Below are 13,436 nucleotides of genomic sequence, written 5' to 3'. Positions count from 1 at the left end.
CTAGTTGCCTCTTCCAAACTTTAAAAGTGGGGTACCAGGTTCGCTTTCTGGATGTTGCTCAGCGCGAACACTTCATCTTTCCCTTCCACAGTAACCGTGATCATCTCGCCTTCGACAGACTTGATAATACCCTGCCACTTGCGACGGTTCTGTACCGCCATGCGCAGGACCAGGCTGACTTCTTCACCGAGGTAACGCGTATAGTGTTCTGCGGTGAACATCGGGCGATCAAGGCCAGGAGAGGAGACTTCCAAGTTGTAAGCGACCGTGATTGGATCTTCGACGTCCAATACAGCGCTGACCTGGTGGCTGACATCAGCGCAATCATCAACATTGATGCCGTTATCACTATCAATATAGATGCGGAGCGTCGATTGGCGCGCACGAATGAATTCGATGCCTACAAGCTCAAAGCCCAACGCTTCTACCGGTGCCGAAAGCATCTCTGTTAACTTTTGCTCTAATGTGGACAAGCCCACCCCCAAGACATAAAAAAAGGGCTAAATAGCCCAGTGATTCTGTTGCCAAATAACAAAAAACCCCGAAAAATCGGGGCTTTATGCAACTGGACCCTGTTTGCCGCTAGGCGGCCTCGGTACAACTTTCGAGCAAGTGTCATTTTCAAATGTTGATCGAGAAAAGCGGGTTTCAATCGAAAAGTGTATTTGAAAATAAACACTTAAAGGAAAGTGGTTGCGGGGGCCGGATTTGAACCGACGACCTTCGGGTTATGAGCCCGACGAGCTACCAGGCTGCTCCACCCCGCGTCCGAAAACGTGGCAAATACTACGCCGATAATCGCAAAATTGCAAGTTATCTCTGGGATTTGGTACCGAGGATGGGACTCGAACCCACAAGCCCGTTAGGGCACTACCACCTCAAGGTAGCGTGTCTACCAATTCCACCACCTCGGTACTGATTCTTACTGCTAACGGCCGTTGTTCTTTCGAGTTCACAACCACCGTTTTCAAACTTTGTTACGGCTTACTGCGGGATATCGCTGCTCGGCTTGGCTGGTGCCGCCGGCGCGGTCGTCTGCTCAGTTTTCACTGGCTGACCCAGGTTTTCCCACTCGCTGCCTTTCTTGCTCTGGTTGCTGCTGAGGTTGCCCAGAATCAGGCTGATGACGAAGAACAGCGTCGCCAGCACAGCAGTCATGCGGGTCATAAAGTTACCGGAACCACTCGAACCGAACAATGTGCCTGATGCACCTGCTCCGAAAGAGGCTCCCATATCAGCGCCTTTACCTTGCTGCAACATAATCAGAGCAACCAGCCCGATTGAGATCAGCAGGAAAATTACCAGAAGAGCTTCGTACATAGTAGTACCCGTATCCTTGCGGCCTTACCGCATGCCAAATGCTTCACACTCATCAAGCAGGCGTTTTTATAAACTGCCTACTGAAGCGGGTGTGAATACTAACCAAAGCCGCCAACCCGCGCAAGGGCAATTTGCAGCCGCCGGCGCGTTTGCGGAAAAAAACGCCAACAATCGCCTGTTCGGGCTCAGCGATGCCAAGCCCGGCGGCTAACTGTCTGTTTTAACCTGCGGATTTCACCGCGTCGGCGATGCGATGCGCCAGCGCGGTCACCTGCTGCTCGTCTTCGCCTTCCACCATCACGCGGATCAGCGGCTCGGTGCCCGATTTGCGCAGCAGCACCCGGCCGCGGCCGGCCAGCTCGGCCTCCACCTGCTCGGTGACTTTGCGCACCGCGTCGGACTCCAGCGGATTGTGCTCGCCGGCGAAGCGCACGTTGACCAGGATCTGCGGCAGCAGCTTCATGCCGCTGCACAGGTCATGCAGGCTCATGTGATTGCGCACCATGGCGGTCAGCACCTGCAGCCCGGCCACGATGCCGTCGCCGGTGGTGGTTTTGTCCAGCAGGATCACATGGCCGGAGTTTTCCGCGCCGATGCGCCAGCCCAACTCCTGCAGCTTCTCCAGCACGTAGCGGTCGCCCACTTTGGCGCGAGCGAACGGAATGCCCAGCTGTTTCAGCGCCAGCTCCAACCCCATATTGCTCATCAGGGTGCCGACCGCGCCGCCGCGCAGCTGGCCCTGACGCAGGCCTTCACGGGCGATGATGTACAGGATCTGGTCGCCGTCCACCTTGTTGCCCAGGTGATCCACCATCATCACGCGGTCGCCGTCGCCGTCGAACGCCAGGCCGACGTGCGCTTTTTCCTTCAGTACGCGCTCTTGCAACTGACGCACATCGGTAGCGCCGCATTTTTCGTTGATGTTCATCCCGTCCGGCTCAACGCCGATGGCGATCACCGTGGCGCCCAACTCGCGCAGCACGCTCGGCGCGATGTGGTAAGTCGCGCCGTTGGCGCAGTCAACCACGATTTTCAGCCCCTTCAGGCTCAGCTCGCTCGGGAAGGTGCCTTTGCAGAATTCGATATAGCGGCCGGCGGCGTCGATGATGCGGCTGGCTTTACCCAGCTCGGCGGACTCCACGCAGGTCAGCGGTTTTTCCATCTCGGCTTCGATCGCCTCTTCGACGTTGTCCGGCAATTTGGCGCCGTCGATCGAGAAGAACTTGATGCCGTTGTCATAGAACGGGTTGTGCGAAGCGGAGATGACAATGCCCGCTTCCGCGCGGAAGGTGCGCGTCAGGTAGGCCACCGCCGGCGTGGGCATCGGCCCGGTGAAGGAGGCGGACAATCCGGCGGCCGCCAGGCCGGCTTCCAGAGCGGACTCCAGCATATATCCGGAGATGCGCGTATCCTTACCGATGATGATCTTGCGGGAACCGTGACGCGCCAGCACTTTACCGGCCGCCCAGCCCAGCTTCAGCACGAAGTCAGGCGTGATGGGGCTGTCCCCGACCTTGCCACGGATGCCGTCGGTGCCAAAATATTTGCGCTCGCTCATGTCTCTACTGTCCCTTAGCTGAAAGTGTTGCCTCGACGACACGCATCGCCTCGACGGTTTCTTTAACGTCATGCACTCTGACAATCTGCGCACCCTGCATCGCCGCGATCACCGCGCAGGCCACGCTGCCGATAACCCGTTGATCCGGCGGCACGTTCAGCAGTTGTCCAATCATCGATTTGCGCGACATGCCGACCAACAGCGGCAAACCGAAACGATGAAATTCCGACAACCGGGCCAGAAGCTGATAGTTGTGCGACAAATTTTTACCGAAACCGAAGCCTGGGTCGAGCAGCAATTTCTGATTTGTTATCCCCGCCTCGTTACAGCGCCGGATATGGTGCTCGAAAAACGTCTGAACGTCGGCGATCAGATCGTCGTAGTGCGGCGCCTGCTGCATGGTGCGCGGCTGCCCCTGCATGTGCATCAGGCAGACCGGCAAACCGCTTTCCGCCGCCGCCGCCAGGGCGCCCGGCTCCTGCAGCGAACGGATGTCGTTGATCAAGTGTGCGCCGGCGTGTGCCGATTCGCGGATCACACCCGCTTTCGAGGTATCGACCGAGATAAAGACTTCAAAGCGCTGCGCCAGCGCTTCTACCACCGGCACGACCCGCTCAAGCTCCTCCTCTTCGCTCACTTCCGCCGCCCCCGGCCTTGTCGATTCGCCGCCGATATCAATCATCGTGGCGCCGGCCGAAATCAGCGCATGCGCATGCACCAGCGCCTGGTTCAGGGTGTTGTGGCGGCCGCCGTCGGAAAACGAATCCGGCGTCACGTTAAGGATGCCCATCACCTGTGGATGGGAGAGATTGAGCGTCATGTCGCGCACGGTTAACTGCATGGTTGGTCCACCTTACTGTTGCCTGGTTCACTGCCCGCCGGGCAAAAAAAACCCCGGCATGCCGGGGTTTGATGTTATTACACAGCCGCTGTTACTTGTCGAGCTGTTCGGACATGGTGTTGCCCGGCGTTGGGGTGCGCGGCTCATCTACCGGCGTCGGGGCTTTTGGGGTGCCGCCGTTGTCGGAGCTGTTGCCTTTGTTCGCATCGTCCCAGCCCGCCGGCGGACGCACGTCTTTGCGGTTCATCAGATCGTCGATCTGCGGCGCATCAATAGTTTCATACTTCATCAACGCATCCTTCATCGAGTGCAGGATGTCCATGTTTTCCATCAGTAGCGAGCGAGCACGCGTGTAGTTGCGTTCGATCAGCGACTTCACTTCCTGGTCGATGATACGCGCGGTTTCATCCGACATGTGCTTCGCCTTGGCCACGGAACGGCCCAGGAACACTTCGCCCTCTTCTTCCGCATACAGCAGCGGCCCCAGCTTCTCGGAGAAGCCCCATTGGGTCACCATGTTGCGGGCGATGGAGGTCGCCACTTTGATATCGTTCGACGCACCGGTAGAGACTTTTTCCGGCCCGTAGATGATCTCTTCCGCCAGACGACCGCCGTACAGGGTGGAGATTTGGCTCTCCAGCTTCTGACGGCTGGCGCTGATCGCATCCCCTTCCGGCAGGAAGAAGGTCACGCCGAGCGCCCGGCCACGAGGAATGATGGTGACCTTGTGCACCGGATCGTGTTCAGGAACCAGGCGGCCAATGATGGCGTGGCCCGCTTCGTGATACGCGGTCGACTCTTTCTGCGCTTCAGTCATCACCATGGAGCGGCGTTCCGCACCCATCATGATCTTGTCTTTGGCTTTCTCGAACTCCACCATCGACACCACGCGCTTGTTGCCGCGGGCGGCGAACAGCGCCGCTTCGTTGACCAGGTTGGCCAGGTCGGCACCGGAGAAGCCCGGCGTACCGCGCGCAATGACGGAGGCGTCGATGTCGGCCGCCAACGGCACGCGGCGCATGTGCACCTTCAGGATCTGCTCGCGGCCACGCACGTCCGGCAGCCCGACCACGACCTGACGGTCGAAACGGCCCGGGCGCAGCAGCGCGGGGTCAAGCACGTCCGGACGGTTGGTGGCCGCGATGACGATGATGCCCTCGTTGCCTTCGAAACCGTCCATCTCAACCAGCATCTGGTTCAGGGTCTGCTCACGCTCATCGTGACCGCCACCCAGGCCTGCGCCACGCTGGCGACCGACGGCGTCGATTTCATCGATGAAGATGATGCACGGCGCGGCTTTCTTCGCTTGTTCGAACATGTCGCGCACGCGGGATGCACCCACGCCGACGAACATTTCGACGAAGTCGGAACCGGAAATGGTGAAGAACGGTACCTTCGCTTCGCCGGCGATCGCTTTCGCCAACAGCGTTTTACCGGTCCCCGGCGGGCCAACCATCAGCACGCCTTTCGGGATCTTGCCGCCCAGCTTCTGGAAACGGCTCGGTTCGCGCAGGTATTCCACCAGTTCGCTCACCTCTTCTTTCGCTTCGTCACACCCGGCGACATCGGCGAAAGTGGTCTTGATCTGGTCTTCCGTCAGCATGCGGGCCTTGCTCTTGCCGAAGGACATCGCGCCCTTGCCGCCGCCGCCCTGCATTTGCCGCATAAAGAAGATCCAGACCCCGATCAGCAACAGCATCGGGAACCAAGAGATAAAGATAGAAGCCAGCAGGCTCGGCTCTTCAGGCGGCTCGCCGACAACTTTCACATTCTTCGTTAACAACGTATCCAGCAACTTAGGATCGTTGACAGGGATGTAGGTCGTGTATTTGTTACTGTCTTTCTTGGTAACGTTAATTTCACGTCCGTTGATTCGCGCTTCGCGAACCTGGTCCTGGGTCAGTTCGGACATGAAGGTAGAGTAATCCACCCTACGGCCATTCGACTCGCTGGGCCCAAAGCTCTGGAATACAGACATCAACACTACCGCGATGACTAACCAGAGAATTAGGTTTTTCGCCATGTCACTCAAGGGATTAACCTCATCTTACAACTGTGTTAACAAACAGCGTTAGGGTACTACAGTTTGCGCCCTGTCGCTACAATGTACACTTCGCGCGAACGGGCGCGGGAAGCGTCTGGCTTACGAATCTTAACCTTCGTAAACAGGGAGCGAATTTCCCGTAGGTACTCGTCAAAGCCATCTCCCTGGAACACCTTCACCAGGAAACTTCCGCCTGGTGCGAGGACATCACGACACATATCCAGCGCCAACTCCACCAGATACATCGACCTTGGAATATCGACCGCCGGGGTGCCACTCATATTCGGGGCCATATCGGACATGACCACCTGAACCTTACTCTCGCCTACTCGTTCCAACAGTGCCTTCAGCACCAGTTCATCACGAAAATCGCCCTGAAGGAAATCGACGCCAACGATAGGATCCATTGGCAAAATATCACAGGCGATGATGCGCCCGGTACCGCCGATTTGGGTGACCACATACTGCGACCAGCCGCCCGGTGCGGCGCCCAGATCAACCACGGTCATGCCCGGTTTGAACAGTTTGTCGCTCTGCTGTATTTCATCAAGTTTAAACCAGGCACGGGAACGCAGTCCCTTTTTCTGCGCCTGCTGTACATATTTATCGCTAAAGTGTTCTTGTAACCAGCGACTGGAGCTAGCCGAACGCTTTTTATTAGCCATCTCGTTTTCCAACTATCATAAAAAGAGTCTTATGTCAGGGTCGCTGCTCACGTAGACTCACACCGGTGAAGACCGATTTGGTGATATACATGAGATGGCGGTAGAATGTACCGTTTTCAATCCCAACTTAAGCAAAAAAGACAATGAATCTGAATAATAAACAAAAACAGCACCTGAAAGGCCTGGCGCATCCGTTAAAACCGGTGGTGATGCTGGGCAATAACGGTCTTACCGAAGGGGTGCTGGCTGAAATTGAACAGGCTCTGGAGCATCATGAGCTGATCAAGGTAAAAATCGCCGCTGAAGATCGCGAAACCAAGACCCTGATCGCCGACGCTATCGTGCGTGAAACGGGCGCCTGCAATGTGCAAGTTATCGGCAGTACGCTTATTCTTTACCGCCCGTCGAAAGAGCGCAAGATCAGTCTACCGCGTTAATAACCATCAGGTTAACGAAAAGGTGCCATGCGCCTGACCAAGATAAAAGGCCGCTTGCGGCCTTTTTCCTATCTTTACAAAACGTTGGCGCATTAATGACCAACGGTCCCGATCAGAGATACTCGACCTTCAGGATCTCGTATTCCACGTCGCCGCCTGGGGTTTTGATCACCACCACATCGTCTTGCTCTTTGCCGATCAGACCGCGCGCCATCGGCGAGTTTACCGAAATCAGATTTTTCTTGAAATCGGCCTCATCGTCGCCAACGATGCGGTAAGTCACTTCTTCTTCGCTGTCCAGATTCATCACCGATACGGTGGCGCCGAAGATCACCCGACCGGTGTTCGGCATCTTGGTGATGTCGATCACCTGAGCATTGGACAGCTTGGCTTCGATTTCCTGAATGCGGCCTTCACAGAAACCCTGCTGTTCGCGGGCGGCATGGTACTCGGCATTTTCTTTCAAGTCGCCGTGTTCACGCGCTTCAGCGATATCCGCAATGATTTTCGGGCGGCGCACGCTTTTCAGATATTCGAGCTCTTCGCGCAGTTTTTCAGCGCCAAACAAGGTCATCGGAATTTGGTTCATCGTATAAATACCTCTAAATCTTTCCTGTTCAAATAACCGTCATCCTGACGTATTCGTATGAAAACACGGTTGGCATACCGCCCCCCGCCTCCAGGCGACAAACAAAAGAAACCTGACTCGGAACGGAGCCCAAGCCAAGATCGGTTTTGCATTTTGATACGCATTTTAGCCTAGAGTTCCTTGAGGGTCATCGTTTACTTTTTCCCTGATTGCACCGTAGTATGACGGCACGTTATCCAGCTGTTATCCCGAGATTATGCGTTTTTCACGAATTGTCAGTGCATTGGCTTGCGCATTTGTTCTGAATGCGAATGCGGCCCCGGTTGAAGAGTACACACAATATCTGCCTGATGGGGCCAACCTTGCCCTGGTCGTTCAGAAGATCGGCGCCAGCTCGCCGACGATCGATTACCACTCTCAGCAAATGGCGCTGCCGGCCAGTACCCAAAAAGTGCTGACGGCGCTGGCGGCATTGCTGCAACTCGGGCCCGATTACCGTTTCACTACCACGCTGGAGAGCCAGGGCGATATCCGCGACGGCGTGCTGCGCGGCAACCTGATCGCTCGCTTCAGCGGCGATCCGACCTTCAAACGCCAGAGCCTGCGCAATATGGTGGCCGTCCTGAAAAAGCAAGGCGTGCGCCAAATCAGCGGCGACGTGCTGGTCGATACCTCTGTCTTCGCCAGCCATGACAAAGCGCCCGGTTGGCCGTGGAACGATCTGACGCAGTGCTTCAGCGCGCCGCCGGCCGCCGCCATCGTCGATCGCAACTGTTTCTCGGTCTCGCTGTACAGCGCGCCGAATCCGGGCGACATGGCGTTTATCCGCGTCGCCTCCTATTATCCGGTTAATATGTTTAGCCAGGTGCGCACCCTGGCGCGCGGCTCGGCAGACGCGCAGTACTGCGAGCTGGACGTGGTGCCGGGCGAGCTGAACCGCTTTACCCTGACCGGCTGCCTGACGCAGCGCAGCGAGCCGTTGCCGCTGGCCTTCGCCATCCAGGACGGCGCCAGCTATGCGGGCGCCATCTTGAAAGACGAGCTGACGCAGGCCGGCATCCAGATCGACGGGCATTTGAAACGCCAGACGCGTCCCGGCATTACCGGCACAGTGATCGCGCAAACCCAGTCGGCACCGCTGCACGATCTGTTGAAGATCATGCTGAAGAAGTCGGACAACATGATTGCCGATACCGTCTTCCGCACCATCGGCCATGAGCGCTTCGGCGTGCCGGGCACCTGGCGAGCGGGCTCCGATGCGGTGCGCCAGGTACTGCGCCAAAAGGCCGGCATCGATCTGGGCAATACCATCATCGCCGACGGTTCCGGCCTGTCGCGCCACAACCTGCTCGCCCCGGCGACCATGATGCAGGCGCTGCAGTACATCGCGCAGCACGACAACGAGCTGAACTTTATCTCGATGCTGCCGCTGTCCGGCTATGACGGCACCCTGCGCTACCGCGGCGGCCTGCATGAAGCCGGCGTCGACGGCAAGGTGTCGGCCAAGACCGGCGCGCTGCAGGGCGTCTACAACCTGGCGGGCTTCATCACGACCGCCAGCGGCCAGCGCATGGCCTTCGTGCAGTATCTCTCCGGCTACGCCGTGCCGCCGGAAGATCAGAAACAGCGCCGCGCGCCGCTGGTGCGCTTCGAAAGCCGCCTGTATCGGGATATTTACCAAAACAACTGAGGGTCGTCATGAAGCTGCTGGTCGTTGAAGATGATGAACTGCTGCAACAGGGGCTGGCGTTGGCGCTGACCGGCGAGGGTTACGTCTGCGACTGCGCCGCCACGGCGGCGGAGGCCAACAGCCTGCTCATCACCAGCCAATACAGCATGGTGATCCTGGATCTCGGCCTGCCGGATATGGACGGCGCGGCGCTGCTGCGGCAGTGGCGCCGCCAGCAGATCGATCTGCCGGTGCTGATCCTGACCGCCCGCGACGCCCTGGAAGATCGCGTCGACGGGCTGGACGCCGGCGCCGACGACTACCTGGTCAAACCCTTCGCGCTGGTTGAGCTGCAGGCGCGCGTGCGCGCCCTCCTGCGGCGCTACCAGGGCCACAGCGACAATCTGATGCAGGTGGATGACCTGCAGTTGAACCTCTCCAGCCAGCAGGTCTACCTGCAGCAACAACCGGTGGAGGTCACGCCAAAAGAGTTCGCCATTCTGTCGCGCCTGATCATGCGTGCCGGGCAGACGGTCAACCGTGAGCTCCTGCAACAAGATCTCTACACCTGGCAAGACGATCTGGGCTCCAACACGCTGGAAGTGCACATCCACAACCTGCGTCGCAAACTGGGCAAGGATCGCATCCGCACCGTGCGCGGCATCGGCTACCGCCTGGAACCTTCCTCATGATCAGCATGCGCCGCCGCCTGCTGCTGATGTTGGCGCTGATCCTGTTGGTCACGCAGCTCATCAGCGCCTTCTGGCTGTGGCACGAAAGCCAGGAACAGATCAGCTTCCTGGTGGACGAAACCCTGTCCGCCAAAGTGCGCAGTGAGCGCGTCGATACCGAGATCGCCGAAGCCATCGCCTCGCTGTTGGCGCCTTCGCTGATCATGATGATCGTGACCCTGCTGGCGTCTTTCTGGGCCATCAGCTGGATCACCCGCCCGCTCAACCAATTGCAGCAGCGGCTGGAAAAGCGCTCTGCCGATAACCTGACGCCGCTGCCGATCACCAGCGACAGCCAGGAAATGGTGGCGGTCACCAATGCGCTCAATCAGCTGTTCTCACGGCTGGACAACACCATTCAGCAGGAACGCCTGTTCACCGCCGACGCCGCCCACGAGCTGCGCACGCCGCTGGCCGGCATCCGCCTGCATCTGGAACTGATGGAAAAACAGGGCGTCCAGGGCAGCCAGGCGCTGATCGCCCGCATCGATCAACTGATGCACACCGTCGAGCAACTGCTGATGCTGTCGCGCGCCGGGCAAGACTTTGCCAGCGGCCATTACCAGCATTTCGATTGGGTAGCCGATGTGATCCAGCCGCTGCGTGAAGAGCTCGACGAAATGACCGCCCAACGCGGGCAAACGCTGGCCTGGCAATTGCCGGCCGCCGCCGCGGTGAACGGCGATCCGGTGCTGCTGCGGCTGCTGCTGCGTAACCTGGTCGAAAACGCCCACCGATACGGCCCGGAAGGCGGCGCGATACAGGTGCGGTTAACGCCGCAGGACCGCGGTTATCTGCTGCAGGTCATCGACGATGGCCCGGGGATCAAGGAAGAGATGGTCGGGGAGCTGACGCAGGCGTTTCGCCGCATGGATCAGCGCTACGGCGGCAGCGGACTGGGCTTGAATATCGTGATCCGCATCGTACAGCTGCACCAGGGGCGCTTGACGCTGGAAAACCGCCGTGATGCGCGCGGCCTGAATGCCCAGTGTTGGCTGCCGGAAAAGGCGCTCAAATAACAAGGGCCCAGCGTTGCTGAGCCCTTTATCATCGAATTACTTCTGGTAAATGATTTCGACGCCTTCGTCGTCGTCTTCGTCCCAGTCGTCATCCCAGTCGTCATCCGCTTCCGATTCCATCTCCGCCAGCTGTTCGCGGTGATAGTCGTCCCACATGAATTCGACTTTTTCCGGCGCGCTTTCTTCGATCGCCATCGCTTTCGGCTGGGTGTTGATGAAGTTCATCACGTCCCAGCACAGCGCGTTGACGCCTTCGCGGTTGGCGGCGGAGATCATGTAGTACTTTCCTTCCCAGCCCATGCCTTCCACAATCGCCTTGGCGCGTTCGGCGGCTTCTTCCTCACCAATCACATCAATTTTGTTGAACACCAGCCAGCGTGGCTTCTGCGCCAGATTTTCGCTGTATTGGTTCAACTCGTTGATGATGACTTTGGCGTTTTCCACCGGATCGGATTCGTCGATCGGCGCAATGTCCACCAGGTGCAACAGCACGCGGCAACGCTCCAGGTGTTTCAGGAAGCGAATGCCCAGGCCCGCGCCTTCGGAGGCGCCCTCGATCAGCCCCGGAATGTCGGCGACCACAAAGCTCTGCTCGTGGTCCATGCGCACCACGCCCAGGCTTGGCACCAGCGTGGTAAACGGATAATCGGCCACCTTCGGCTTGGCGGCGGACACCGCGCGGATGAAGGTCGATTTGCCGGCGTTCGGCAGCCCCAGCATGCCCACATCGGCCAGCAGCAACAGCTCCAGCAACAGATCGCGCGCTTCGCCGGCGGTGCCCAGCGTCTTCTGACGCGGCGCACGGTTGACCGACGATTTGAAACGGGTGTTGCCCAGACCGTGCCAGCCGCCTTTGGCGACCATCAGTTTCTGCTCGTGACGGGTCATGTCGCCGAGGATCTCGCCGGTGCCCTGATCCTTCACGCGCGTGCCGACCGGCACCTTGATGATGACGTCTTTACCGCGTTTACCGGTACAGTCGCGGCTCTGGCCATTCTGACCGCGCTCGGCGCGGAAAGACTTCTCAAAGCGGTAGTCGATCAGGGTATTGAGGTTCTCGTCCGCCAGCAGGTAGACGTCGCCGCCGTCGCCGCCGTCGCCGCCGTCAGGCCCACCGTTAGGGATATATTTTTCGCGGCGGAAGCTGACGCATCCGTTGCCGCCATCGCCTGCAACGACCAGAATCGCTGCTTCATCTACAAACTTCATTTACCGTCTCCGTAAATCATTCACCGGGCTGCTTCAAAGGAGCAACCTGGGGGGGTTCTGCCCGTCGCGGCCACCACCGGTGACCAATTGCGGAAAACATAGCGCCCGCCACGACCACAAACGCGCCAACATAGCCGACGAGATTTAACGTCGGCGCAGCGAACGCCTGGGGCCAGGCCAGCGCCAATAAATCAGAAAACAGCAGGGTAAACAGCGGGGTCAGCGTCACCAACGCACTCACCTGCGCCGCCTGCCAGCGCGCCATCGCTTCCGCCAGCGCGCCATAGCCGATCAACGTGTTGGCGCCGCAAAACAGCAGGCACGCCAATTGCCAGCCGCTAAGCTGGAAAATCACCTCGGGTTTGGCCAGAGGGAACAACGCTATCGCACATAAAGTGTACAACATAACCAGGATCTGCGGCGAAGCCAGCCGTCGCAGCAATACCTTCTGCGCCACGCCGTAGCTCACCCAGACCATCGCCGCACACACGCCCAGCATGACGCCCAGCGTGTAGTCCGTCAGCCGGGTAAAGATCTCTATCAGACTGACGTTGAAAAACAACATCAGTCCACAAATCAGCATCAAGGCGCCAATGACCTGGGTGATGCGCATGCGCTCTTTTAAAATCAGCACGCTGGCGAACATCATGCCCACCGGCGACAGCTGGCCAATCACCTGCGACGCCGTCGGGCTCAGGTATTGCAGCGAGGAACTGAAGAACACAAAGTTGCCCAACAGCCCCGCCGTGGCGATCGCCAACAGCAGCAGCCAACGCGGTTGACGGAACATCTTCAGCGGCGGCAGCTTGCCGCGCACCGCGAGGATCACGCCCAAACCGATGGCGGCCATGGTAAAGCGATACCAAACGACGGTAAACGGCTCCATCACCGCCAACACTTCTTTCATCGCGATCGGCAACGCGCCCCAGCAAACCGCCGTGGTTAACGCCAGGGAAATACCCACGCCGACCTGCTGCTTCGTATCCATATTACCTTCGCTAACGCTGACGGGGCTGCCCGCAGGCAACCCATAAATGTAAAAAGCCCCGCAACGAATTGCGGGGCTTACATCTATTTCGTAAGGCTCGAAAAATTATTCAGCTTCGATGCTGATGAATTTACGATTGCTCGGGCCTTTAACTTCGAATTTGACTTTACCGTCTTTCAAAGCAAACAGAGTGTGGTCTTTGCCGCAACCCACGTTGGTACCAGCGTGGAATTTGGTGCCGCGCTGACGAACGATGATGCTGCCTGCCAGTACTGCTTCGCCGCCAAAGCGTTTTACGCCCAGACGTTTAGCTTCTGAATCGCGACCGTTACGAGTCGAGCCGCCAGCCTTTTTGTGTGCCATTAA

The 13,436-nt window shown here is 58.4% G+C and carries 14 protein-coding genes and 2 tRNA genes; 4 read left to right on the top strand and 12 right to left on the bottom strand.

Annotated elements, in window-relative coordinates:
• Positions 1-20: 20 nt before the first annotated feature.
• The 8 genes from rimP to rlmE form a co-directional block, all read right to left on the bottom strand.
• On the bottom strand, positions 21-473 hold the full coding sequence (rimP, locus tag ACORQT_RS01985) for a ribosome maturation factor RimP (protein WP_033644179.1): 453 nt from the start codon (positions 471-473) through the stop codon (positions 21-23).
• A gap of 217 nt (positions 474-690) precedes the next feature.
• A tRNA-Met gene (locus tag ACORQT_RS01980) sits at positions 691-767 on the bottom strand.
• 60 nt (positions 768-827) lie between these two features.
• Positions 828-914 (bottom strand) — tRNA-Leu (locus ACORQT_RS01975).
• A gap of 70 nt (positions 915-984) precedes the next feature.
• Positions 985-1,320 carry a preprotein translocase subunit SecG gene (secG, locus tag ACORQT_RS01970; protein ID WP_004933519.1) on the bottom strand — a complete coding sequence of 112 codons (336 nt, stop codon included), beginning with the start codon at positions 1,318-1,320 and terminating at the stop codon, positions 985-987.
• Between the two features lie 220 nt (positions 1,321-1,540).
• Entirely contained in the window at positions 1,541-2,878 is a 1,338-nt protein-coding gene (glmM, locus tag ACORQT_RS01965; RefSeq protein ID WP_033651476.1) for a phosphoglucosamine mutase, read from the bottom strand.
• 4 nt (positions 2,879-2,882) lie between these two features.
• Positions 2,883-3,719 (bottom strand): dihydropteroate synthase, encoded by an 837-nt coding sequence (folP, locus tag ACORQT_RS01960; protein WP_033651477.1) that lies wholly within the window; start codon positions 3,717-3,719, stop codon positions 2,883-2,885.
• Between the two features lie 91 nt (positions 3,720-3,810).
• On the bottom strand, positions 3,811-5,742 hold the full coding sequence (gene ftsH / locus ACORQT_RS01955; protein WP_004933529.1) for an ATP-dependent zinc metalloprotease FtsH: 1,932 nt from the start codon (positions 5,740-5,742) through the stop codon (positions 3,811-3,813).
• Between the two features lie 56 nt (positions 5,743-5,798).
• Entirely contained in the window at positions 5,799-6,428 is a 630-nt protein-coding gene (gene rlmE / locus ACORQT_RS01950; protein ID WP_004933533.1) for a 23S rRNA (uridine(2552)-2'-O)-methyltransferase RlmE, read from the bottom strand.
• 143 nt (positions 6,429-6,571) lie between these two features.
• On the opposite strand from rlmE, the gene yhbY reads away from it, so the two are divergent.
• On the top strand, positions 6,572-6,865 hold the full coding sequence (yhbY, locus tag ACORQT_RS01945; RefSeq protein WP_004933536.1) for a ribosome assembly RNA-binding protein YhbY: 294 nt from the start codon (positions 6,572-6,574) through the stop codon (positions 6,863-6,865).
• 112 nt (positions 6,866-6,977) lie between these two features.
• Here the strand turns inward: yhbY and greA are convergent, their stop codons facing one another.
• Positions 6,978-7,454: a transcription elongation factor GreA gene (gene greA, locus ACORQT_RS01940; RefSeq protein WP_004933539.1), complete on the bottom strand. Its 477-nt coding sequence runs from the start codon at positions 7,452-7,454 to the stop codon at positions 6,978-6,980.
• Positions 7,455-7,710: 256 nt separating this feature from the next.
• Between greA and dacB the strand changes: the two genes are divergently transcribed.
• Genes dacB through pmrB form a run of 3 tightly spaced genes read left to right on the top strand, consistent with a single transcriptional unit; the run spans position 7,711 to position 10,873 of the window.
• Positions 7,711-9,144 (top strand): serine-type D-Ala-D-Ala carboxypeptidase, encoded by a 1,434-nt coding sequence (gene dacB, locus ACORQT_RS01935; protein WP_042783531.1) that lies wholly within the window; start codon positions 7,711-7,713, stop codon positions 9,142-9,144.
• Positions 9,145-9,152: 8 nt separating this feature from the next.
• A complete protein-coding gene (pmrA, locus tag ACORQT_RS01930) occupies positions 9,153-9,815 on the top strand; it encodes a two-component system response regulator PmrA (protein WP_033641655.1) in 663 nt (220 codons plus the stop codon).
• A complete protein-coding gene (gene pmrB / locus ACORQT_RS01925) occupies positions 9,812-10,873 on the top strand; it encodes a two-component system sensor histidine kinase PmrB (RefSeq protein WP_089192486.1) in 1,062 nt (353 codons plus the stop codon). The genes pmrA and pmrB overlap by 4 nt, the downstream gene beginning before the upstream one ends.
• A 36-nt stretch (positions 10,874-10,909) precedes the next feature.
• Here pmrB and cgtA read toward each other — a convergent pair whose 3' ends face one another.
• The 3 genes from cgtA to rpmA all read right to left on the bottom strand — a co-directional run bounded on the left by cgtA (position 10,910) and on the right by rpmA (position 13,433).
• Positions 10,910-12,082 carry an Obg family GTPase CgtA gene (gene cgtA / locus ACORQT_RS01920; RefSeq protein ID WP_033641651.1) on the bottom strand — a complete coding sequence of 391 codons (1,173 nt, stop codon included), beginning with the start codon at positions 12,080-12,082 and terminating at the stop codon, positions 10,910-10,912.
• Between the two features lie 16 nt (positions 12,083-12,098).
• Positions 12,099-13,070 carry a DMT family transporter gene (locus tag ACORQT_RS01915; protein ID WP_033651479.1) on the bottom strand — a complete coding sequence of 324 codons (972 nt, stop codon included), beginning with the start codon at positions 13,068-13,070 and terminating at the stop codon, positions 12,099-12,101.
• 105 nt (positions 13,071-13,175) lie between these two features.
• Positions 13,176-13,433 carry a 50S ribosomal protein L27 gene (gene rpmA, locus ACORQT_RS01910; RefSeq protein WP_004933559.1) on the bottom strand — a complete coding sequence of 86 codons (258 nt, stop codon included), beginning with the start codon at positions 13,431-13,433 and terminating at the stop codon, positions 13,176-13,178.
• Between the last annotated feature and the right edge of the window lie 3 nt (positions 13,434-13,436).

Source organism: Serratia sp. (in: enterobacteria), assembly GCF_052400455.1.
GTDB lineage: Bacteria > Pseudomonadota > Gammaproteobacteria > Enterobacterales > Enterobacteriaceae > Serratia > Serratia ureilytica.
The sequence above is the reverse complement of the archived record's forward strand: the minus strand, read 5'-3'. Positions and strand labels throughout refer to the sequence as shown.

Bases quoted from the DNA above. Each gene is read 5' to 3' on its own strand.
- secG (WP_004933519.1), bottom strand. From the start codon at position 1,320: ATGTACGAAGCTCTTCTGGTAATTTTCCTGCTGATCTCAATCGGGCTG.
- glmM (WP_033651476.1), bottom strand. From the start codon at position 2,878: ATGAGCGAGCGCAAATATTTTGGCACCGACGGCATCCGTGGCAAGGTC.
- folP (WP_033651477.1), bottom strand. From the start codon at position 3,719: ATGCAGTTAACCGTGCGCGACATGACGCTCAATCTCTCCCATCCACAG.
- ftsH (WP_004933529.1), bottom strand. From the start codon at position 5,742: ATGGCGAAAAACCTAATTCTCTGGTTAGTCATCGCGGTAGTGTTGATG.
- rlmE (WP_004933533.1), bottom strand. From the start codon at position 6,428: ATGGCTAATAAAAAGCGTTCGGCTAGCTCCAGTCGCTGGTTACAAGAA.
- yhbY (WP_004933536.1), top strand. From the start codon at position 6,572: ATGAATCTGAATAATAAACAAAAACAGCACCTGAAAGGCCTGGCGCAT.
- greA (WP_004933539.1), bottom strand. From the start codon at position 7,454: ATGAACCAAATTCCGATGACCTTGTTTGGCGCTGAAAAACTGCGCGAA.
- dacB (WP_042783531.1), top strand. From the start codon at position 7,711: ATGCGTTTTTCACGAATTGTCAGTGCATTGGCTTGCGCATTTGTTCTG.
- pmrA (WP_033641655.1), top strand. From the start codon at position 9,153: ATGAAGCTGCTGGTCGTTGAAGATGATGAACTGCTGCAACAGGGGCTG.
- pmrB (WP_089192486.1), top strand. From the start codon at position 9,812: ATGATCAGCATGCGCCGCCGCCTGCTGCTGATGTTGGCGCTGATCCTG.
- cgtA (WP_033641651.1), bottom strand. From the start codon at position 12,082: ATGAAGTTTGTAGATGAAGCAGCGATTCTGGTCGTTGCAGGCGATGGC.
- ACORQT_RS01915 (WP_033651479.1), bottom strand. From the start codon at position 13,070: ATGGATACGAAGCAGCAGGTCGGCGTGGGTATTTCCCTGGCGTTAACC.
- rpmA (WP_004933559.1), bottom strand. From the start codon at position 13,433: ATGGCACACAAAAAGGCTGGCGGCTCGACTCGTAACGGTCGCGATTCA.